This is a genomic window from Ottowia thiooxydans (genome assembly GCF_040548795.1).
Taxonomy (GTDB): Bacteria; Pseudomonadota; Gammaproteobacteria; order Burkholderiales; family Burkholderiaceae_C; genus Ottowia; species Ottowia thiooxydans_A.
Genome location: NZ_JBEPSH010000002.1, coordinates 184,338 through 205,341, shown reverse-complemented (window position 1 = coordinate 205,341; position 21,004 = coordinate 184,338). Strand labels below are relative to the sequence as shown.

Genomic DNA, 21,004 nt, shown 5'->3' with positions numbered 1-21,004 from the left:
TGCTGGTGTTTTCGCGATTGCCGTGAAATCTGTCAAACCCGCACTTGAACGCGGGACGTCATGTACATCTGTAGCGGTCAGCCTTCCCGGCCCCACCAAAGGCTACCTCATGATGACGGTAGCTCAATCAAACTTGAAAGCGGTACAGAATCGATTCGCTCGGCGCTTGCAATCACGATTGCGCGGCCGGGTTGACCAGCGCTATCGGAGAGGACTCGCCACAAGAAACGAATCGAGTTGGCATCGAGCGCTGAGGTCGGTTCGTCGAGCAATGTGAGCGCGCGTCCTGAGGCGAGCGCAGCCGCCAACCAGACTTTTCGCTTCGACCCTGTCGAGAGCATGTACATTGGCTTGTCAAGATGCGGCGTTAGAGAGAAACCCTCTGCAAGTGCGCGCCATTTCTGCGCGTCGAAACGCGAATCCCCCGCACTCAACGACAAGGTGCACTCAGTTGCCGAGACCTCATTAAATGCATCGGTCCCTGGCTCAATAAAGAACACGTTCTGTCGATAGGTTTCGGGTTCTACGTGTAGACGCGCGCCGGCGACGCTCAGTTGGCCTTCGCCGAGAAGCTTGCCTGCAAATAACCGGAGGAGCGTCGACTTTCCGCTCCCGTCGCCACCATAGAGCTGGGTCAGCCCGGCACCGATGCGAACGCTCCAAGCTGACAAAAGCGCAGGCCTATTTGCGTACGCGAAGCTTAAATCTTTGACGACGAGAATGGACGCGATGGCCGCTGAGTTCATGCCTCAACCTTACAGCAAACTCGGATTGGCCACACGGTGAGTCCTCCTGGGAGCGGCCCTCGCGCCTCACAAGTCAACAGCGCGCATGGTGGCAAAGCGTCGCCGTACTCATCTGAAGAACGCGTTGGTAGAGCCCAGACTGGCTATTGATAAACTTACCGTTCCCAAAAAAAATGCCCCGCATGAGCGGGGCATTTTCCTCGTCGGTCGCTGACTAATCACTTAGCCTGCGAAACGTATCGGCGTAAGCCGAGAATTACTTCTTCTCAGGAGCAGGAGCGGCTGCAGGAGCGGCTGCTGGCTCTGGCTCAGCTTCTTCAGCAGCAGGATTCACCACGGAAACCAGCACTGGGTTGTCTTTGCCGTGCAGGACAGCTTGGACACCTTTAGGCAGTGCGACATCGTTCAATGTCAGCGTAGCGCCTTTTTCCAGTTTGGACAGGTCAATGTTGATGGACTCTGGCAGGTCGGCTGGCAGGCAGGACACTTCCAATTCGGTCAGCACGTGGTTGACCAGGCACTTGTCAATTTTGACAGCAGTGGACTCTTCTTCACCGGAGTAGTGCAGTGGCACTTTCATGTGAATCTTGGTCTTGGCCGAGACGCGCTGGAAATCGATGTGCAGCACTTGCTGTTTGTAGGGGTGGATCTGCAGATCGCGCAGCAGCACCTGGCTGGCTTTGCCGCCCAGGTCCATCTCCAGAACGGAAGAGTGGAAAGCTTCTTTCTTGATGGCTTGCCACAGAGCATTGTGGTCGAGCTCGATCAGCTGAGGCTCGCCTTCGCCCCCGTAAACAATACCGGGCACTTTGCCGGCATTACGCAGACGGCGGCTCGCACCCGTACCCTGCTTGGCGCGCTCAAAAGCGACAAATTTCATAACTAACTCCTTGGATGAAGCCGACCGCGACCAGTGCAGCTTCGGTTTAAAAAAGCCAGGTCCCACTAACCAGCAAAGGCAGGGGCACTGGCCGTATGTGTTCTTAGAACAGGTTGTCCTGTTCGGAGAACAAACTCATCACCGATTCACCGCGTGCAATACGCTGGATCGTCTGTGCAATCAGAGGCGCCACTGAAAGCTGGCGGATCTTGCTGCAGGCCGAAGCGCTGTCGGACAGGGGAATGGTGTTGGTCACCACGACTTCATCAAGCGCGCTGCCCTGGGCAATGCGTTCAATGGCGGGGCCAGAGAAAATAGGGTGCGTGCAATACGCGTAGACTTTTTTGGCACCGCGCTCCTTGAGCACTTCTGCCGCTTTGACCAGCGTGCCAGCGGTGTCGATCATGTCGTCCATGATGACGCAATTGCGGCCTTCGATGTCGCCGATGACGTGCATCACTTCGCTTACGTTGGCCTTTGGCCGACGTTTGTCGATGATGGCCAGGTCGCAGCCCAGCTGCTTGGCCAACGCACGGGCACGCACCACACCGCCGACGTCTGGACTGACGACCAACAGGTCTTCGTAGTTTTTCTGCCGCAGATCGCCCAGCAATACGGGCGAGGCGTAGATGTTGTCTACCGGGATGTCAAAAAAGCCCTGGATCTGGTCCGCATGGAGATCCATGGTCAGCACCGCGTTCACGCCTACCGCCTGCAGCATGTTGGCCACGACCTTGGCAGAAATCGGCACCCGCGTGGAACGAGGGCGACGATCCTGGCGCGCATAGCCAAAATAGGGAATGACTGCACTGATGCGCTCAGCCGACGCGCGCTTGAGCGCGTCGACCATGATGAGCAATTCCATCAGGTTTTCGTTGGTGGGCTGACAAGTGGACTGCACCACGAACACATCGCGCGCACGAACGTTCTGCTTGATCTCTACCGTGACTTCTCCGTCAGAGAAGCGGCCGACGTCGGCGGCGCCCAGCGTAAGACCGAGATTGCTTGCAATCTCAGCGGCCATAGCGGGATTGGCGTTGCCAGTGAACACCAGAAAGTCGGAGGAGGTTGACGGCTGCATGAGCTTTCCGGTGGTTGCGCGGGCGGGGCGGCAGACTTCTTTTTATCGAACTATGAACCGGGTGGCGCCTTTCGGCGCGCGCCCGGTGTCTTCTATAACGATAATGGTTTGGCAGGGGAGGAAGGACTCGAACCCTCGCATGCCGGAATCAAAATCCGGTGCCTTGACCAACTTGGCGACTCCCCTACACTGGCCACCACCTCCGAAGTAGGAGGTGACTGCCTTCAATCGTCGCTGGCAACCCAACCGACTAGCGGATGACTTGCCATATTGCTACAGCCCCTGATTTGCCAATTTGCCGATTCTAGTGAATGTACCAACTCAGTTGGGACACCGTTACTTGAACGGGCAAATATAGCGCTGCCTGAGCCAGTCATTCTGCCTTGAAGGCCGTGCGCTTTAAAAGCATCAAGACCTTCTGCAATGAGCGGACAAAGCCGCTCTGCTACTGGCTGCAGATCGTTGTGGCCAAAGCCCCAGGGGATTGCAGCGAAGCCTGCGAGTATAGCAAGTTTTGTGTCTCTCTTTAGATTCTCGTCAGAAAAAATTACTTTAGTTTCGAGGCCGGCTGGCGGCTTGGCCACAACAAACGAAGCGGCTGGCAATTCTATAGGAGAGATTTGCTCGCCAACGCCCTCAACCCACGCATTTTGTCCGCGCAGGAAAAAAGGCACATCGGCACCCAGCGTGAGGCCTATGGATTCAAGTTGCCCGCGTTTGAGGCCAAGACCCCAAAGCCGGTTGAGCGCCAGCAATGTTGTGGCCGCGTCCGAAGACCCGCCACCCATGCCTGCCTGGGCCGGAAGCTGCTTGTGCAGCCCGATGTGCACGCCATCCCGGCAACCCGTGGCCGCTTGCAGTGCCCTTGCTGCGCGGGTGCAAAGATCATCAGCGGGCAGGGCTTGGCCGTTCAAGTCTTCCCGCGAGATCTCGCCGTCCGATCGGCGTTCAAAATGAAGTGTGTCGCACCAGTCGATCAGCATGAAAACTGACTGCAACAAGTGGTAGCCATCCGGGCGGCGCCCATTGATGTGGAGAAATAGATTGAGCTTGGCCGGTGCCGGCACGTCGAAAAGGGCGCGCATGAAAAAGCGTCAGGACGCGTTCTAGTCAGTCAAATACCAGGCGCAATTCTGCGGTAGGCAGTGGCTGCAGGCGCTGGGCATGCAGACGGCCATCGGGCAGGGAGCTGAGGTCTGCTTGCCAACCTTCTACGGTTTCGGGCTCGCCACGCAGCCAGGCGAACAAGGCGCGTATGGGGATGGGCGTGCCGCTGGTTTGCGTGACAAGCTCGTCCAGCGAATTGAAGCGCTGTTCCTTGCCGCCCTGGTTCAGTACGGCTGAGCCAGGTTGCCAATGCATAGCAGCCAGAGTGCTCCCGAGGGGCGAACTCAGGGAAAGTTGGCCAGTCTCGGCGTTGCCACTCAGTGAAAAGCCAGCAGAAAACGATTGCGGAGGATCAGAAGCAATGGTCAATCCGAGCCGACCCGTCCAGGACGATCTTTCCTTGTCGACGGCGGCGGGTTCTTTCCGTGCGGTGGCGCAGCCCGACAGCAGAACGACTGATCCCAGTGTCAGCGCCTGGAGGGTTTGGCGGCGTGCGTTGACCATGGAAAGAGCAGGGCCGGCTGCTGCCTTCACAGCGGATTTCACAGCGGGACTTGCAGTCGCTTGAGTGCTTCCTGCAAGGTTTCGTTGTCCGCAGCCAAGCGCAGGCCCTCTTTCCAGACCGCTTTGGCCTCGTCCTGGCGGCCCATGGTCCAGAGCACTTCACCCAGGTGAGCTGCAATTTCGGCGTCAGGCCGTTTGGCGAAAGCCGCTTGCAGTATGCGCAGCGCTTCTGCGTGATTACCCAGACGGAATTCAACCCATCCCAGACTATCCTGGATGTATTGGTCGTCAGGGGCCAGCTTGACGGCGGTTTCAATCAGCTTCTTGGCTTCTGGAAGCCGGATATTGCGTTCAGCCAGCGTGTAGCCCAGGGCGTTGTAAGCACTCTGGGAGTCAGGTTTGCGCTCTATGACCTGGCGCAGCAGGCGCTCCATCTCGTCCACAAAGCCCAACTTTTCCGCGGCCATGGCTGTGTCGTACAGCAGATCTTCGTCGGTTGGATTTTTCTGCAACTCTGCCTTGAGCAGCTCATAAGCCTGCTGTGGTTGCTTGTTGTCGCGCAGAAGCTGCGCTTCTGCTGCAAGCTTCATGCGTGTGTCCTCAGGCCGAGTGGCAGGAATGTCGCGCACCAGTTGCCTGGCCTCATCCAGGCGCCCTTGCCGCGCCATGATGGATGCCCGCCGCAATTGCACGTCCATCGCTTGTTCCGTGCCGCTGACACCTGAGAGCAGGCTTTCTGCTGCCGCATAGTTGCCGCTGCGTTCCGCAATTTGCGCCAGAGTCATGCGTGCCTGATTCAGGCCGTTGGCTCTGTCTACGCGTTCGTCGGCAGGCATTTCCTGGGCCAGTTTCAGGTATTGGGTGAGAGATGCCTCTGCTTGAGCATCGTGGCGCCCCTCGGCCAGCAGCAGGCCCTGCGCCAGCCAGCCTTCTGGATAGTTGGGTTGGCGACGAGTCAGGTCTGCCAGTTGTTCGCGTGCTTGCTGACCACGCCCCGTATCGAGCAGGGCGCGTGCATAGCCAATTTGCACTTCGGGTTTGGGGGAAGGCTCACGCAAATACCTGACTACCAGGGCTTCAGCTCTGGATTCCCCGGCCTCTCCCATGAGCTGGAGCGCCAGCAAGGCCGGCCATTCGGAACTGGCGTTGGCCGATTGTGCCAAGGTCGCCGCGGCCACGGCCCCCGCGTTGTCGCCGACGGCCAGCCGCATGCGTCCAATCGTGGTCCAGGCGGCGGGCGCCAGCGTATTGGTTTTCAGGGCGGAGGCCAAGCCTCGTTCGACCGCCCGGAGTGCTTCAGGTTTGTTGGCCGCGCGCGCATACAACCCGGGAAGTGCCGTGATGAATGCTTCCTGTTCGCCCGCTGGTAGCGCGGCCAGGGTGGCACTCATGGGAACATCTGATTCGCCGACGCGGCCCAGGGCCACCAACAGTTGCAACTCCATCCGGTTGGAATCGACCGATTTGGGCTCCGCCTGGCGCCATGCGCGCACGGCTTCAAGTGCCATGGGGCCTGAGCGTGACTGGATCGCCATCTCGACAGCTCGTTTGTAAAGCGCAGGGTCTGCAGTTCGCCTGGCGGCGTCGAGCATGACTTCCACGCCCTGAGGCGCTGCACCTTCCTGGAAGCTCATTTCACCGATCAGCAACTCATACAAGAGCCGCGCGGTCAATGCGGATGGGCGGGGTGTCTCGGCTGGCGCGGCGACAGACGCGGGGTTGGCTGGCGCCGACGCGGGCTCGGAGGGCGCTGTTGCCTGGGCAATCGCCATTCCAGGGATCAGCGAGATCAGCGGGAGAACACGGAAAAAATGCTGCATGCAATCATAATAAGCCATGCCTGAAATAGATGTTTTCCCATGCCTGAGCTACCTGAGGTCGAAGTAACCCGCCGTAGCTTCGCAGAACGAATCCGCGGAGCACGAATACTGTCAGCCACAATGGGCAAACCCCTGCGATGGCCGCTCGGCCTGGATCCCCAGGAGCTTGCCGGTCTTACGGTGCACGAGGTCGGTCGCAGGGGAAAATACCTGCTTCTCGAACTGGATCAAGGCGTTTTGCTGGTGCATTTGGGAATGTCCGGTAGCCTGGCGTTCTCTCCTTATCCAGGGGCGCCAGGAACCCATGACCATTTCGATCTGGTCACAACCGCTGGCACGCTGCGCCTGCATGATCCCCGCCGGTTTGGCGCCGTGGTGTGGGCTGAGAGTCAGCAGGTCGATCCTGCGCGCAAGCTGCTGTCGGGCTTGGGAATGGAGCCTTTGAGTGAGGAGTTCGACCCGGCGCGCTTCCACGCCGGGCTCAAGACGCGGCGAGCGCCCATCAAACAGGTGTTGCTGGCAGGAGATGTCGTGGTCGGCGTGGGCAATATTTACGCCTCAGAGGCGCTGTTTCTGGCGGGCATTCGTCCCACGGTACGAGCGAGTCGCTTATCCCGCATTCGATCTGATCGCCTCCATGCAGCCATTCGCCAGGTGCTGGCGCGAGCCGTGGAGCGCGGAGGCAGCACTTTGCGCGATTTTTCCAGCGCAACGGGAGATACAGGCCATTTCCAGCTCGAAGCGGCGGTCTACGGACGGGCGGCGCAGCCCTGCCATGTATGCGCATCGCCCATACGGATGATTCGCCAAGGGCAGCGTTCCACGTTTTTTTGCCCGGTTTGCCAAGCCTGAAGTGCACCCTTTCGCCTGTGCTTGTAGCGTCTTCTCCTCAATAAGTCCTAATTGTTCACATTTGACATCGCAAGAGCTCGCGCATGAAGTAGTACAGATAACTTCAAGGTGTAATATGAACCGCAAAAAGAGGGGTCGCGGTGACTGGCTTTAACGAACAGTTTGATCGGTACGGTGCCTGGCGCAAGGAGGCAGCCCTGCGCCTGAAGAATTTAACTGAATGGCTGGAAGAGGCGGAGCTTCTGGATTCCAGTTCCCGGGAGCGTGTGCAAGGACTTTCCGAGCAACTCCGATCGGACAAGGTCATGGTGGCCTTTGTGGCTGAATTCTCTCGTGGCAAGTCCGAGCTGATCAATGCGGTGTTTTTCCCGGCCTATGGTCGCCGCATCATGCCTGCCAGGGCAGGCCGCACGACCATGTGCCCGACAGAGCTGGGATATGACGCCCATTTGTCTCCTTACCTTCGTTTGCTTCCCATTCAAACGCGCTTGCAGCCGCAGTCGCTGCGCGAATGGCGCATGCTGCCAGAACAGTGGAGCCATATTGACCTGAATATGAGTGATCCGGAGCAACTGGCGGCTGCGATGGAGAAAGTCTCAGAAACTATTCCGGTCAGCAAGGAAATGGCGAGCGCGCTTGGTTTTTGGCATCAGGAAAGGCCGCAGGACAATCCTCCTGTCGATGCTGACGGACGGGTGAGCATTCCACGCTGGCGCCATGCGCTGGTGAATATGGTGCATCCGCTGCTCAAGCAGGGTCTGGTCGTACTGGATACCCCTGGCCTCAACGCGATTGGTGCAGAACCCGAGCTGACCGTCAATCTGATTCCGCAAGCTCAAGCGGTGGTCTTCATCCTCGCTGCAGATGCGGGCGTGACCAAATCCGACCTCACCATATGGCGTGAGCATCTGGCCCCCGCTGACGACGGACCCGGGATGCGCTTTGCCTTGTTGAACAAGATTGACACCCTGTGGGATGGGCTCAGTTCTCCGCGCGACGTCGAAGCGCAGATTGAACAGCAGCGTCAGCAGGCCGCTCAGATTCTTGGGCTGGAGCCTTCGGCTGTACAGGCCTTGTCAGCGCAGAAGGGCTTGTTGGCCAAGGTCAGAGGCGATGCAGCGCTGCTGCAGCAAAGCCGTCTGCCGGACTTTGAGCAGGTGCTTGGGCGTGACATGCTGGGCTCCCGTCAGCGCTTGCTGGAAGCCGCTATCTTGCAAGGCGTTAACGAGTTGCAGGCGCAAGCGCAGCGCACGCTTGGAGTCCGTCGGCGTGAACTGTTTGAACAGATGCAGGAACTAAGAGGCCTGCGCGGTAAAAACCGAACCGTGATCCGTCAGATGCGCTTGCGAGTGGAGCAGGAAAAATCAGAGTTCGACCGCGGCGCGGCCAACGTCATGGCGGTGCGCTCCGTACACACCAAGCTGCTTCGTGATGTGTTCAAGCTTCTTGGCAGCACATCTACCAAAGGGCAACTGGCGCCTTTGACGGCAGTGCTCCGCGAGCCAGGCATGAAACTGGGTGTGAAGAAAGCTTATGCCGAGGCGTTCGCCAATCTGCATGGCGTGATCAGGCAGGCGCGCTCTCTGGAAGCTGAAATCGAGTCGATGCTGGCGGTAGCGTTTCGCCAGCTTAACGCTGATTATGGATTCGCGTTGCAGCTTCAGACGGTGCCGGAGCTTGAACGCTTTGAGAATGATCTGAAGGTAGTGGAGCGCAGCCATCTGCAGTACCTGGGCTTTGGCAACATGATTCAGCTTTCGCGCCCGGAATTCGCCGAGAGATTGGCGCGTGCCTTGTTTGCGCGCGTGCGCTCAACTTTCGATGCGGCTTTGGGAGAGATTGAGCTCTGGAACAAGGCCGCATCTTCCCAGCTTGATGTTCAATTGCGAGAGCGCCAACAAGGTTTCGCGCGCCGCATTGAGGCCATTGAGCGGATTCAGGAGGCTGCGGGTGGTCTCGATCAACGCCTTGGCGAAATTGAGGAGCAAGAGGTCGCGCTGAACGTGCTGGATGGTCGCCTGGCGATGCTCACACGGGAATTGCGCCAAGCTCGGCATGTGCCACTGTCCAATTCGGCGTCCGAGGCCGTGCCGGCGTGAGGGGCGCCGGGCCATCATTTTCTGACCGCATCATCGTCTGGCAAGGCAGCCACGGGCGGCACGGCCTGCCATGGCAAGCCACCCGTGATCCCTACCGCGTCTGGCTGTCGGAAATCATGTTGCAGCAGACGCAGGTCTCTACGGTGCTGGACTACTATCCCAGGTTTTTGGCGCATTTTCCAGATGTGGCTGCACTCGCAGCAGCGGCTGAAAATGAAGTGATGGCTTTGTGGAGTGGCCTGGGCTATTACTCTCGTGCTCGAAACCTGCATCGATGTGCTCAGGAAGTGGTGTCGCGTTTCGGCGGCCAATTCCCGAGCAGTGCAGAACTTCTTCAAACTCTGCCAGGCATAGGGCGCTCGACGGCAGCGGCCATCGCAGCGTTCTGCTTTGGGGAGCGCGCTGCCATTCTGGATGGCAATGTCAAACGCGTTCTGGCCCGTCACCTGGGCATGGCTGATGACCTGTCCGTCGCTGCGAATGAACGTGCTCTGTGGGGTAAAGCGCAAGCGCTGTTGCCCACGGAACATCTTCAGCAGAGCATGCCCATTTACACGCAAGGCCTGATGGACCTGGGCGCTACGGTCTGCACCTTGCGAAGGCCGGTTTGCCTGTTGTGTCCTTTGTCTGCAGATTGCGTGGCCACGCATGAGGGCGAGCCTGAGCGCTATCCGGTCAAGACCAGACGCGTCAAGCGCTCACGCGCCGATCTATGGCTGTTACATGCCGTCGATGGTCAAGGGCGTGTGGGCCTGGTTCAGCGGCCTGCGCCCGGCATTTGGGCTGGGCTGCATTGCTTGCCGGCTTATGGCTCGTTGCAAGAGCTGATGAAATGCATTCCTGAGGAGCTGTGGGATGAGGTTATCGAGCACGCACCGTTTGTGCATGTGCTGACGCATAGAGACTTGCATCTGTATGTGGTAACCACGCATCTTGACGCAGCAGCAGTTGACGCGCTCTCGGTCGATTTGATCGAGTGGTTCGATGAACGGCAATGGCAAGCCAAAGGATTGCCCGCACCCGTGCGGCGCTTTCTTGAACGGCCGCTGGTTGAAGGGCTTTAGGGCAATGCTGAACAGGTTCTGATGCGCGCCGCATCCCTGGACTCGGGCGGTAAACACCGTTCGGGCTAAGGCGCTATCGTTTGCGAGCGGGCTTTTGACCTGGGACCGCCGAGCTCTTGCTCGGCATTGCGGCGATAAAAGAAACACAGATGCCGAGCAGGAGCTCGGCGGTCCCAGGAAATACCGGGACTTACCACTCAAACTACAGCCAGTTCCCTGTGCCGCCTGAGCGTCAGCCATTCGGTGCTGAATTGGGCTGCCAGTTGTTCGACCAGATAAACCGAGCGGTGCTGCCCACCAGTGCAACCAATGGCCACTGTGACGTAGCTGCGATGGTCCCTCGCCAAAACAGGCAGCCAGGTCCGCATGAAGGCTGCTATCTGTTCCTGCATCAGCGCAACCTCGGATTGCCTGCCGAGAAAGTCTATGACAGGTTGATCGCGTCCTGTGAGGGCGCGCAGTTCCGGTTCGTAGTGAGGGTTGGGCAACATGCGTACGTCAAAGACGTAGTCAGCGTCCAGCGTGATCCCGCGTTTGAAGGCAAAAGATTCGAACACCAGCGTCAAATGGGAAGCCGGGGCGGAGATCAGTTCCTTGATAAAAGCCAGCAACTGCGCCGGACGAAGAAAGCTGGTGTCCACCAGATGAGACCGCTCACGCAAATCGGCCAGCAATTCACGCTCTCGCGCAACCGCCTGCATTAAAGCCTGCTGGGCATCCGCTTCACCGGGCTGTGACAAAGGGTGCCGTCTGCGCGTCTCGGAGAAGCGCCTGATCAGCGTCTGATCATTGGAGTCCAGAAAGATCTGGCGCAATTGAACGCCCCGGTCGCGCAGGCTGTGCAGCAAAAGCGGCAACTGAGGCAGAGAGCGGCCACTGCGCACGTCCATCGCAATGGCAATCTTGCGCGCACGGCGCTCGTCCTCCAGGGCTATGAAAGGCTCCAGCAGCTCTGGGGGCAGGTTGTCCACACAGTAATAGCCGGCATCCTCGAGCGCATGCAGGGCAATCGACTTGCCCGAGCCTGACATGCCGGTAATGACCACCAGTTCCGTTTTCATGCCCGCAACTTTCGCGCACGGGGTGAAGGTGCAGAGGCCGGCACGGGCTGAGCCGGAGAGTCGGGCACTGCAAGCATTTCTCGGGCGTGCGCACGGGTGGTTTCGGAAATGCGCTCACCGCCCAACATGCGCGCAATTTCGTCAACACGAGCGTCTCCAAGCACGGGCCCCACGGTGCTGGTTATGCCGTTCTTGTCGCCCTGCTTGCTTACCAGGAGGTGGTGATCGGCGCAGGCGGCGACCTGGGGCAGGTGGGTGACGCAAAGCACCTGGCGATCTTGTCCGAGACGACGCAGCAAACGCCCCACCGTGGCAGCCACCGCGCCGCCGACACCGCTATCGACCTCATCAAACACCAGGGTGGGAGCGCTTCCCAACTGGCTGGTGGTGACTGCTATGGCGAGAGCCAGGCGCGACAACTCGCCGCCGGAGGCGACACGGTCTACGGGGCGGGCCGTTCCTCCAGCGTGCCCGGCCACCAGAAATACGATGCTTTCCATGCCGTGCGAGGCAGGTTCGGCAAGTGGTTCAAGTGCGACTTCGAACCGCCCACCTTGCATACCCAGTTCCTGCATGGCAGCGCTGACTTCCTTGCCCAGCCGCTGCCCGGCTTTGCGCCGAAGCGCCGAAATCTCGCCCGCGCGTGCAAGATAGCTTGCGCGCGCTTGCTGGGAAGCGGCTTCAAGTGCTCCCAGATCGGCCGCGGCATCAAGACGCTGAAGATCGGCGCGCCAGCTGGCGTGAAGTTGAGGCAGTTCATCTGGCGGATGCCTGTACCGGCGTGCCAGTGAAAGCCATTGGCCCATTCGCTCGTCAAGTGCGGCCAGCTGAGTGGGGTCGGGTTCGGCGCGGCGCAAGTAGGCATGCAGGCTGTGCACTGCGTCCCGCGCTTGCGCCAGGCAGGCGTCCAGCACTTCGGTGACGGCGTTGAATTCGGGTTCTATGTTGCGCAGGCTGTCCAGCGCGTGCTGAGCCTCTTCAAGCCGCTGCAAGCCACCACCCTCATCGGATTCCAGCGCGTCGCTGGCGACCTGGGCGGCGTCGATGAGCGCTTGCGCGTGCGAGAGGCGGCTGTGCTGCAAATTGAGCTCATCCCATTCCTGCGCGCCGGGGCCAAGTTTGTCCAGCTCCCCCAGTTGCCACATCAGGCGCTCACGCTCCTGAGCGAGCGTCTGTTGAGCGGCCCGGGCCTCGACCAGCGTGCTCTCTGCGCTGCGCCATGCCTGCCAGGCCGCCGTGAGCGCCGTGGTGTCAACGCTGGCATAAGCATCCAGCAGGGCGCGTACGGAAGCGGGGCGGGTCAAACTTTGCCAGGCGTGCTGGCCGTGGATGTCAACCAGTTGTTCGCCAAGCTCTCGCAGCTGCGTCGCAGTGGCTGGAGAACCATTGACCCAGGCACGGCTTTTTCCGCTGGTGTCGATGACTCGCCGCACTAACACCGCGCCGCTGTCGTGGTCGAAGCCTCGCTCTTCAAGCCAGGCATTGGCCTCGGCAGGGCAATCGAATTCCGCGCCTATTTCACAGCGTGGTTGGCCTTCACGGATCCAAAGCACGTCTGCCCGTGCACCCAACACCAGCTGGAGCGCGTCTATCAGGATGGATTTGCCAGCGCCGGTCTCACCGGTGAGTCCCGTGAATCCGGATTCCAACTCCAGTTCCAACTTGGGCACGATGACGAAGTCGCGCAGGCTGAGGTTTCTTAACGCCATATTGAAAAAATCTCTGCGCGGCCTTGCGCGCCATAAGTTTTCGGGTTTGACTGCATGGGCGATACGGCGCTCACGAGCCTCCCGTGTTCCAGTGGAGCTTGCGACGCAAGGTGTCGAAATAGCTCCAGCCCTTAGGGTGCAAAAATCGTGCCCGGAATTCAGAGCGGCGCACGACAATACGATCACCGTGGTGCAGCGAGGTCATGGACTGCATGTCGAATGTGGCGCTGGCATCGCGGCCGGCAACGATTTCGATGGCGATCTCTACCGGATCTGCAAGGACGATGGGACGGTTGGACAGGGAATGGGGGGCAATGGGCACCAGGGCCCATGCCGGAACCAGCGGGTGTAGAAGGGGGCCACCTGCAGACAGTGAATAAGCAGTTGAGCCTGTGGGTGTGGCGACGATGATCCCATCTGCCCGATGATTGGCCACGAAGTGGCCGTCGACTTCCACCCTCAACTCCACCATGCCGGAGGCCGCTCCGCGATTGACCACCACGTCGTTCATGGCGTGGGCTTCGAACACACATACGCCTTCACGCATGACCTTGCCCAACATGAGGCTTCGGTGATCTTCTTCGAACTCGCCGGCAAGCATGAGCGGCAGGACTTCCCGGTAGTGTTCCAGGGAAATATCCGTGATGAACCCCAGACGCCCCTGGTTGATGCCTATCAAGGGTGTCCCATACGTGGCCAGTTGCCGGCCAACGCCCAACATGGTGCCGTCGCCCCCCACTACCACACAAAGATCGCACTGCTCTCCGATTTCAGGCACCTCAAGCGTGCGAAATTCCTCAAGTCCGGTGCTTTCGGCCGTACTTTTGTCCAGGACAATCTCGCAGCTCATGCCGCTCAGGAAATTGGCGAGGTCGGAAATAACGGCGCGTGTCGATTCAACAATGGCGCTGGAGCCCGACTCGTGGTATTTGCCTACAAGGGCGACGCGCTGAAAAGTGGGGTGCATCGGCAAATTACATCATAATGATTTGAACCTGGAAGCGGCATCAACCCTGCGTTCAGAATTTCTCTTTTGTTTCAGAGGCTTCTTTCGTCTGCTTTGTCTGCAGCCTCTGCTTGAATAATTGTTTCGTGCTCGCACGGTTTGGTTCAATAAGTCTTAGATCTAATGCTGGATGATCGTTCGCGCCTGCTGCTGAAGATGCTGATCGAGCGTTACATCGCCGATGGGCAGCCTATCGGCTCGCGCACCCTTTCCAGGGCACCAGGGCTTGATTTGTCTCCTGCCACTATCCGCAACGTCATGGCGGACCTGGAGGAGCTTGGCCTTATCACGAGCCCCCATACATCGGCAGGGCGCGTGCCCACGGCGCGCGGATACAGGCTGTTTGTAGACACCATGTTGACTGCGCAACGTGAGGAGTTGGCAGCGCCTTTGCTGCCGGCGGACCAACCGCAAAAAGTCATTGCCAGCGCGGCGCACCTGCTTTCCAACTTGTCGCAGTTTGTCGGTGTGGTGATGGCGCCACGCCGCAGCTCCGTTTTCAAGCATATTGAATTCCTGCGCCTTTCCGAGCGGCGGCTCTTGCTGATCATTGTGGCGCCAGATGGTGACGTTCAAAACCGCGTCCTTTTTACCGAGTCCGACTTCACGCCTTCTGAGCTGGTTGAGGCGTCCAACTATCTCAACGCCAATTTTTCCGGCATGGCCATTGAGCAGGTTCGCTCTCGACTGCGTCAGGACGTTGACAAGCTTCGTGGGGAAATTTCCGGACTGATGCAGGCGGCGGTGCAGGCTGGCTCCGAAGCCATGACGCAGGCCCAGGGTGAGGTGATCATCTCTGGCGAGCGCAATTTGCTGGCTGTGAGCGATTTCTCCAGCGACATGAACCAGCTTCGCCGTGCATTCGATCTGTTTGAGCAGAAGACACAGCTCATGCGTTTGCTCGATGTCTCCAGCCAGGCCGAAGGCGTGCGCATCTTCATTGGTGGCGAAAGCCAGACGGTGCCGGTCGAAGATTTATCTGTGGTCAGCGCTACCTATGAAGTCGACGGGCAGATCGTTGGTACCTTGGGTGTCATTGGTCCCACCAGAATGCCCTACGACAAGATGATCCAGATCGTGGACATCACCTCGCGCCTGGTGAGCAACGCGCTCAGCCAGAGCGGAAGGTAGCCGCGTCCTACCCCAGCCAGGCGCTCAAGCCGTCTTGTTTTCCTGCAGCTTGAGCTCCTGCTTGGTCAGATCGCGCATCACGAACTTTTGAATCTTGCCGGTGATGGTCATCGGAAACGATTCCACAAACCGGACATAGCGCGGCACCTTGTAGTGGGCGATCTTGCCCTGGCAGAATGCTCGAATCTCATCTGCGGTGGCTTGTTCTCCGTTCTTAAGGATGATCCAGGCACATAGCTCTTCGCCATACTTGGCATCTGGCACGCCGATCACCTGCACGTCTGAAACCGCGGGGTGTTTGTATAAGAATTCTTCAATCTCTCGCGGATAGATGTTCTCCCCGCCTCGAATGACCATGTCCTTGATGCGCCCGACGATATTGACATAGCCATCTGCATCCATGGTGGCCAGATCGCCCGTGTGCATCCAGCCCGCAGCGTCTATGGCTTCTCTCGTTTTTTCCGCGTCGCCCCAGTAGCCCTGCATGACCGAATAGCCCTTGGTGCAAAGCTCGCCAGTGCTTCCCACCGGCACCACATCGCCCGTGACAGCGTCGATCACCTTGATCTCCAGGTGCGGTTGTACCAGGCCCACTGTGGAGACGCGTCTATCAAGCGGTGTCTCGGTGGTGCTCTGGCAGCTGACGGGACTGGTTTCCGTCATACCGTAGGCAATGGTGACTTCACGCATATGCATGAGTTCGACCACTTGCTTCATGACTTCAATCGGGCACGGCGAGCCCGCCATGATTCCGGTACGCAGACTTGAGAGGTCGAACTCCTTGAATCTGGGGTGCGACAGCTCCGCAATGAACATGGTGGGAACGCCGTGCAGCCCGGTACATTTTTCTTCCTGCACGGTTTCAAGCACGGTGAGCGGGTCAAACCCATCGTTCGGGTAGACGATGGTGGCGCCATGCGTGAGACAGGCCAGATTGCCCAGCACCATACCGAAGCAATGGTAGAGCGGCACGGGAATGCAAAGCCTGTCGTGCTCGGTGAGCTTCATGCATTCGCCGATGAAAAAGCCGTTGTTAAGAATGTTGCGGTGCGTGAGCGTTGCGCCTTTGGGAAAGCCGGTGGTGCCGCTGGTGAACTGGATGTTGATGGGATCGTTGGCGTCGAGCGTGGCGCTCACTTTGGCAATCTCTGGATCGCCAGGGTCACCGGTTGAAAGCAGATCAGCAAAGCTCAGCATGCCGGGCACCGGCGTCTGGCCGAGCTGCACCACCGTCTTGAGGTCTGGCGCCTTGGCTGCAGATAATTGGCCGGGCAGGGCGCTCGCGAGTTCGGGAGCGAGCTCGTTCACTATGGCCAGATAGTCACTGGTCTTGTAGGCCGTCATGGTGACAAGCATCTTGCAGCCAACCTTGTTCAGCGCGTATTCGAGTTCGGTGACACGGTAGGCTGGATTGATGTTCACCAGGACAATGCCGGCTTTCGCGGTGGCTATCTGCATGAGCAGCCATTCGCTGCTGTTGTGCGCCCAGATGCCTACCCGGTCACCCTTGCGCAGATCTGCACGAATCAGCGCACTGGCCAGACGGTTCGCCTCGCGATCAAGTTCGGCATAGGTCAAGCGCATCCCTTGATGGCGCGACACCAAGGCTTCGCGTTCAGGAAAACGTGCTGCCATCAATTCAAAGTGCTGGCCGATGGGGATTTCGATAAGCGGGGTGTCGGTGCTGCCGATGTCGTGACTGAGGCTGAGGCTTGAACGATTCATGGTGGGCTTCTCGAGATGCGGACTACTGCCTGGCAATGTCGCAAGAGTATGAAGCAATCCGAGTCGCCAAGTGCGCATGACGCTGCTTTGCGTCACTAGTGTTTTCACGTAGGGAGAGCGGAATGCCTTCCAGAAATTCAAGCGTGCTTTGCTGCCAGCAAGTTCTTCACATCGCACTGCGGGCACGGCGCAACCGCGAGACCCCGAATGCGCCGGCAAGCATGCACAGCAGGGCTAACATGCCCTCGCTCAGGCTGGGCACAGCTATAGCGCCTGCCACAGCAAATCTGGCTGTTACCGTTGGCGCATCTTCTTGCACATCGGTCAATGTACACAGATTGCCACTGACCGAGGTACAGCCTGTAAAACCACTGAGTGTGTAACCCGCGTTGACGGTGGCTGTGCAAGTGGCATCACTACCCTGAGCTACCGGGTTCGGCGTGCACTCCACGGTGCCACCTGCTAGAGGGCTCGGCGTGGCCGTAATGGTGTGCATGATCTGGGTGAAATTGGCTGTCACGTCAATGGGGGCTTGCACGCTGCTCAATGTGCACACGTTGCCATTCACAGAGGAGCAGCCCGTGAATCCGCTCAGCGTGTAATCTGCGTTGGCCGTGGCAGTGCAAGCGGCATCACTCCCTTGGGCCACCGAGTTGAGTGTGCAGGCGATGCTGCCACCAGCTGCAGGGCTTGATGTGGCCGTAATGGCGTGCATGATCTGCGAGAAATTAACCATCACGTCAGCGGGCGCTTGGACGTTGCTCAACGTGCAGAGGTTGCCGCTGACCGACGAACAGCCTGTGAACCCACTCAGCGTGTAGCCTGCGTTGGCCGTCGCCGTGCAAGTGGCATCACTTCCCTGAGCCACCGGATTGGGCGTGCACGCCACGTTGCCACCAGCTACAGGGTTGGGCGTGGCCGTGACGGCGTGCGTGATCTGAGCGAAGTTGGCCGTCACCGAGGTGGGCGCCTGCACGTTGTTTAGCGTGCACAGGTTGCCGCTGACTGAGGAGCAGCCTGTAAAACCGCTTAGCGTGTAGCCTGCGTTGACCGTGGCCGTGCAAGTGGCGTTCCCACCATGGAGCACAGGGTTGGGCGTGCACGCCAAGCTACCACCAGCTACAGGGCTTGGTGTGGCGGTGATGGCATAGGTGATTTGGGAGAAATTGGCCGTCACCGAGATGGGCGCCTGGACGTTGTTCAACGTGCAGATGTTGCCGCTCACTGAGGAGCAGCCTGTAAAACCGCTCAGCGTATAGCCCGCACTGACCATGGCCGTGCAACTGGCGTTGCCCCCATGATTCACAGGGTTGGGCGTACAGACCACACTGCCGCCCGCAAGGGGTGCTGCGGTGGATGTGACTGGATACTGAATGGGGGAAAAGTTGGCCGTCACTGTAAGCGGCGCCATTACAGCGTTCAGAGAGCAAGTATTGCCACTGACCGAAGTGCAGCCTGTGAAGCCGTTCAGCGTGTAACCTGGATTGGCGGTGGCAGTGCAACTGGCGTTGGCACCGGCCTGCACGGGGTTAGGTGTGCAGTTGACGGTACCCCCCGCAGACGGCACCGCAACGGACGTAATGGCATGCGGACTTGGCAAAAAATAGCGCACGTCATCGAAAACCATCTGTGACACTGCGGAACCACTGAACACCACCCGGTCAACGTTCACCATGCCCGAGAAAGTCACCAGTGTCGGCGCGGTCCTGCTGAGGGGGATCGTCTGCGTCGCCACCGGTGTCGCACCCAGATATCCGGTCGCCGTGGCAGTAATATCCTGCCACGCTGCCGTCATCTGAGCGCTGGTCAAGCTGAACACACCGCCGCCATTGCGCATCAAGGTTCCTGACCCGAAGGCCCAGCCAACGTGAGGTGCAGACGTGGCGCCCACAGCATAGCTCTGCCCAGGCGTCGGATTATTGGCCCCATTCATGCAGAAGAATCCGGTCCAGGCGAGCCCACTCGTCCCTGCGGGAACGGTCGTCGTGCCAGTAACCCCAGCGTCGAACTGGCAAGGGATGGCGTCGAAGTTCTGCAGCATGTTCTGCGCCGAGACCGATGGGGCAATGAGGCCCAGCAGCACGCTGAATAAGCCGATGAGGCCGGCGCGTAGCGCACGCAGGCGGACGTGCCCTTTTGAAGGGTGACTCATGAACCGCGACCTGCATGCTGGGTGAAATGAATTGGACCGATCAAAGGCATGCACAGCTGTTCCCATAGGTTTATCTTCTCTCGCGCATTTGGCAGGAGTTGCCTTCATAACTTGCGGTATCGCCTGCCCAACGTTGTTATTGCCGCGAGTAATACCGACATCAGCAGTAAACCCCACTGACCCATAGTCGGCACTGGAGTGATGCCGACGAGTGCAGGAGGGGGCGCAGCGGCAATCGTGATGGTGTACTGCTGCTCCACTGTAGTCACGGTGGGGCCAGCTTTGCTCATCAGACCTGGCTCCGGCACGGTGCTGTCAGAGACACTCAAGGTAAAGGTAGCGGTCTGCGCCTGGCTGGGCGTGCCGGTGATCAAAATGCTGTTGCCATCGCTTGCCATGGCAGCACTCAGCCCTGTGGGCAAACTGCCGGATGTGATGCTGAAGTGGTAGGGCGCTGTTCCTCCAATAGGCGCCACGCTGGCGTCGTAGCTTTGGCCTACCTGCCCACCCGGCAAGTTGGAGCTGAGTGAGACACTCAAAATAGGTGCGATGGGGGTGCTGCCCGATACGCTGCCGGCCACGCCAATAGCGGTGTTGGTTTCAACGGTGATGTTGTAGAGCGTGCCATTGGTGAGGCCCGTGATGACGCAGCTGGTGGCAGGCAGATCAGGCGGCGTGGCTGAGGTGGTGCATGTGCCAGCCGCTTGAGGCGGGCTCCCGGTGGTGTAGGCCGTGGCGGTGTAACCAGTGATCACTACCCCTGCATGCGGTGAAGGGCTCCAGTTCACGGTAATTTGCTCATCACCAGGGGTCAGCGTTCCCAGAGTGGGCGAGGCTGGTCCCGTCAGTAGCAACAGACGCGATTGAGCGGGCGCAGCTGCGGTGGTGCCATTGGCTCCGTCATCGTGTCCGACCCGCCACGCCCGCACGCCGCACAGGCTTCCTGCAGGTGCCGTCGGGTTGGGCACCAGTGTGTTGGACACCACGGAGCAGGTGTCTGGTGTCCACACACCAAAATAAATAGGGGCGTAGCCTGGGGAACTGCTGATGGCTGACAGAGGCATGGAACTCGAAACGGGCCAGGTATTCAGTGGTGTGCCTGAGTAGCCCGGGGCAAAGCTCAATTGCTGACCTACGAAGACCGATACGGGAATGTAGAACTGAGTGTTGTTGACGTTGCCCAGTTTTCCGAATTCGTTACTGCCCCAGCATTTGAGCCCTCCAGCCGTGGTCAACGCGCATGTGTGCATGTTGCCCGCCGCCACCACCGCTGCACCGCTACCCAGTCCATGTACATCGCCTGGCGTAAGGCTATGGGCGGTGCTGTCGTTGCCCATCTGACCGAAATTGTTGAGACCCCAGCATTTGACCGCACCGCCTGAAGTCACTGCGCAATTGTGAAAGCTGCCCACTGCCAGCGAAGTCACGCCACTCGTCAGGCCAATGACATCTACAGGCGTGTGCCTGGATGTTGAGGTGTTATCTCCCAGCTCGCCCTCCGCGTTGCTGCCCCAGCATTTGACAGCTCCGGTCATGGTCAATGCGCAATTGTGAGATGCACGGGCACCTAACGCAGACACGCCGACCAGGCCACTGACATCTACCGGTGTAAGGCTGGTGATAGTGGTGTTGTTACCCAGTTGGCCGAGCGCGTTCCAGCCCCAGCATTTTGCCGCCCCTCCCGTCGTCACAGCGCACGTGTGGCTGTCTCCCGTGGCGACAGAAAATACGCCGCTGCTCAGGCCAGACACATCCACAGGCACGGGGCTATTGGTGGTGCTGTTGTTGCCCAGTTGGCCACTGACGTTCCAGCCCCAGCATTTCACCGCCCCGGCCGTAGTTAGGGCGCATGTATGACCGGTTCCTGACACGACCTGTTGAACTCCTTCCCCCAGCAAACTTGCCGGTAGCGCAACACCCGGCGGCGTTTGCGCCAACGCAGCGCTCTGCATGAACAGGCCGATCAGCCATGTGGCCATCCACCAAAAACAAGTCTGCATGCGCATGAATGCCGCGCTCTGACTTATCCTGGCGGTCTGAATTGGACTGATCAAAGACATGATCTGA

General features: G+C 59.2%; 16 protein-coding genes and 1 tRNA gene. 4 read left to right on the top strand and 13 right to left on the bottom strand.

From position 1 onward, the window contains the following. Window positions 1-107: 107 nt before the first annotated feature. The 7 genes from ABIE13_RS04575 to ABIE13_RS04545 all read right to left on the bottom strand — a co-directional run bounded on the left by ABIE13_RS04575 (window position 108) and on the right by ABIE13_RS04545 (window position 6,138). Window positions 108-746: an ABC transporter ATP-binding protein gene (locus tag ABIE13_RS04575; RefSeq protein WP_354441565.1), complete on the bottom strand. Its 639-nt coding sequence runs from the start codon at window positions 744-746 to the stop codon at window positions 108-110. A 256-nt stretch (window positions 747-1,002) separates the two neighbouring features. Next, window positions 1,003-1,626: a 50S ribosomal protein L25/general stress protein Ctc gene (locus ABIE13_RS04570; protein WP_354441563.1), complete on the bottom strand. Its 624-nt coding sequence runs from the start codon at window positions 1,624-1,626 to the stop codon at window positions 1,003-1,005. A gap of 103 nt (window positions 1,627-1,729) precedes the next feature. Next, the gene (locus ABIE13_RS04565) at window positions 1,730-2,707 is read right to left on the bottom strand and encodes a ribose-phosphate pyrophosphokinase (RefSeq protein WP_354441561.1); all 978 of its coding nucleotides are present in this window, start codon (window positions 2,705-2,707) and stop codon (window positions 1,730-1,732) included. A 109-nt stretch (window positions 2,708-2,816) separates the two neighbouring features. Next, window positions 2,817-2,893 (bottom strand) — tRNA-Gln (locus ABIE13_RS04560). A gap of 38 nt (window positions 2,894-2,931) precedes the next feature. Beyond that, a complete protein-coding gene (gene ispE, locus ABIE13_RS04555; RefSeq protein ID WP_354441559.1) occupies window positions 2,932-3,792 on the bottom strand; it encodes a 4-(cytidine 5'-diphospho)-2-C-methyl-D-erythritol kinase in 861 nt (286 codons plus the stop codon). Between the two features lie 25 nt (window positions 3,793-3,817). Further along, window positions 3,818-4,360, bottom strand: a complete 543-nt coding sequence (locus tag ABIE13_RS04550) for a lipoprotein insertase outer membrane protein LolB (protein WP_354441557.1) — start codon at window positions 4,358-4,360, stop codon at window positions 3,818-3,820. Next, the gene (locus ABIE13_RS04545) at window positions 4,357-6,138 is read right to left on the bottom strand and encodes a tetratricopeptide repeat protein (protein WP_354441555.1); all 1,782 of its coding nucleotides are present in this window, start codon (window positions 6,136-6,138) and stop codon (window positions 4,357-4,359) included. Before ABIE13_RS04545 ends, ABIE13_RS04550 begins: the two co-directional genes overlap by 4 nt. 39 nt (window positions 6,139-6,177) lie before the next feature. On the opposite strand from ABIE13_RS04545, the gene mutM reads away from it, so the two are divergent. The 3 genes from mutM to mutY all read left to right on the top strand — a co-directional run bounded on the left by mutM (window position 6,178) and on the right by mutY (window position 10,153). Then, window positions 6,178-6,990 (top strand): bifunctional DNA-formamidopyrimidine glycosylase/DNA-(apurinic or apyrimidinic site) lyase, encoded by an 813-nt coding sequence (gene mutM, locus ABIE13_RS04540; RefSeq protein WP_354441553.1) that lies wholly within the window; start codon window positions 6,178-6,180, stop codon window positions 6,988-6,990. 140 nt (window positions 6,991-7,130) lie between these two features. After that, window positions 7,131-9,089 (top strand): dynamin family protein, encoded by a 1,959-nt coding sequence (locus tag ABIE13_RS04535; RefSeq protein WP_354441551.1) that lies wholly within the window; start codon window positions 7,131-7,133, stop codon window positions 9,087-9,089. Beyond that, window positions 9,086-10,153, top strand: coding sequence for an A/G-specific adenine glycosylase (gene mutY / locus ABIE13_RS04530; protein ID WP_354441549.1), 1,068 nt, complete (start codon window positions 9,086-9,088; stop codon window positions 10,151-10,153). The genes ABIE13_RS04535 and mutY overlap by 4 nt, the downstream gene beginning before the upstream one ends. Window positions 10,154-10,350: 197 nt before the next feature. Here mutY and rapZ read toward each other — a convergent pair whose 3' ends face one another. From rapZ to ABIE13_RS04515, 3 genes are all read right to left on the bottom strand, one after another. Further along, window positions 10,351-11,214, bottom strand: a complete 864-nt coding sequence (rapZ, locus tag ABIE13_RS04525) for an RNase adapter RapZ (RefSeq protein ID WP_354441547.1) — start codon at window positions 11,212-11,214, stop codon at window positions 10,351-10,353. Beyond that, window positions 11,211-12,923, bottom strand: a complete 1,713-nt coding sequence (gene recN, locus ABIE13_RS04520; RefSeq protein ID WP_354441545.1) for a DNA repair protein RecN — start codon at window positions 12,921-12,923, stop codon at window positions 11,211-11,213. Before recN ends, rapZ begins: the two co-directional genes overlap by 4 nt. Before the next feature lie 70 nt (window positions 12,924-12,993). Beyond that, window positions 12,994-13,890, bottom strand: a complete 897-nt coding sequence (locus tag ABIE13_RS04515; protein WP_354441543.1) for an NAD kinase — start codon at window positions 13,888-13,890, stop codon at window positions 12,994-12,996. Between the two features lie 162 nt (window positions 13,891-14,052). Here ABIE13_RS04515 and hrcA point away from each other — a divergent pair, with 162 nt between their 5' ends. Then, window positions 14,053-15,060: a heat-inducible transcriptional repressor HrcA gene (gene hrcA / locus ABIE13_RS04510; protein ID WP_354441541.1), complete on the top strand. Its 1,008-nt coding sequence runs from the start codon at window positions 14,053-14,055 to the stop codon at window positions 15,058-15,060. 24 nt (window positions 15,061-15,084) lie between these two features. Here the strand turns inward: hrcA and ABIE13_RS04505 are convergent, their stop codons facing one another. The 3 genes from ABIE13_RS04505 to ABIE13_RS04495 form a co-directional block, all read right to left on the bottom strand. Continuing rightward, a complete protein-coding gene (locus tag ABIE13_RS04505) occupies window positions 15,085-16,785 on the bottom strand; it encodes an AMP-binding protein (RefSeq protein ID WP_354441539.1) in 1,701 nt (566 codons plus the stop codon). A 166-nt stretch (window positions 16,786-16,951) separates the two neighbouring features. Next, window positions 16,952-18,937, bottom strand: coding sequence for an InlB B-repeat-containing protein (locus tag ABIE13_RS04500; RefSeq protein ID WP_354441537.1), 1,986 nt, complete (start codon window positions 18,935-18,937; stop codon window positions 16,952-16,954). Window positions 18,938-19,041: 104 nt separating this feature from the next. Beyond that, the gene (locus tag ABIE13_RS04495) at window positions 19,042-20,997 is read right to left on the bottom strand and encodes an IPTL-CTERM sorting domain-containing protein (RefSeq protein ID WP_354441536.1); all 1,956 of its coding nucleotides are present in this window, start codon (window positions 20,995-20,997) and stop codon (window positions 19,042-19,044) included. Between the last annotated feature and the right edge of the window lie 7 nt (window positions 20,998-21,004).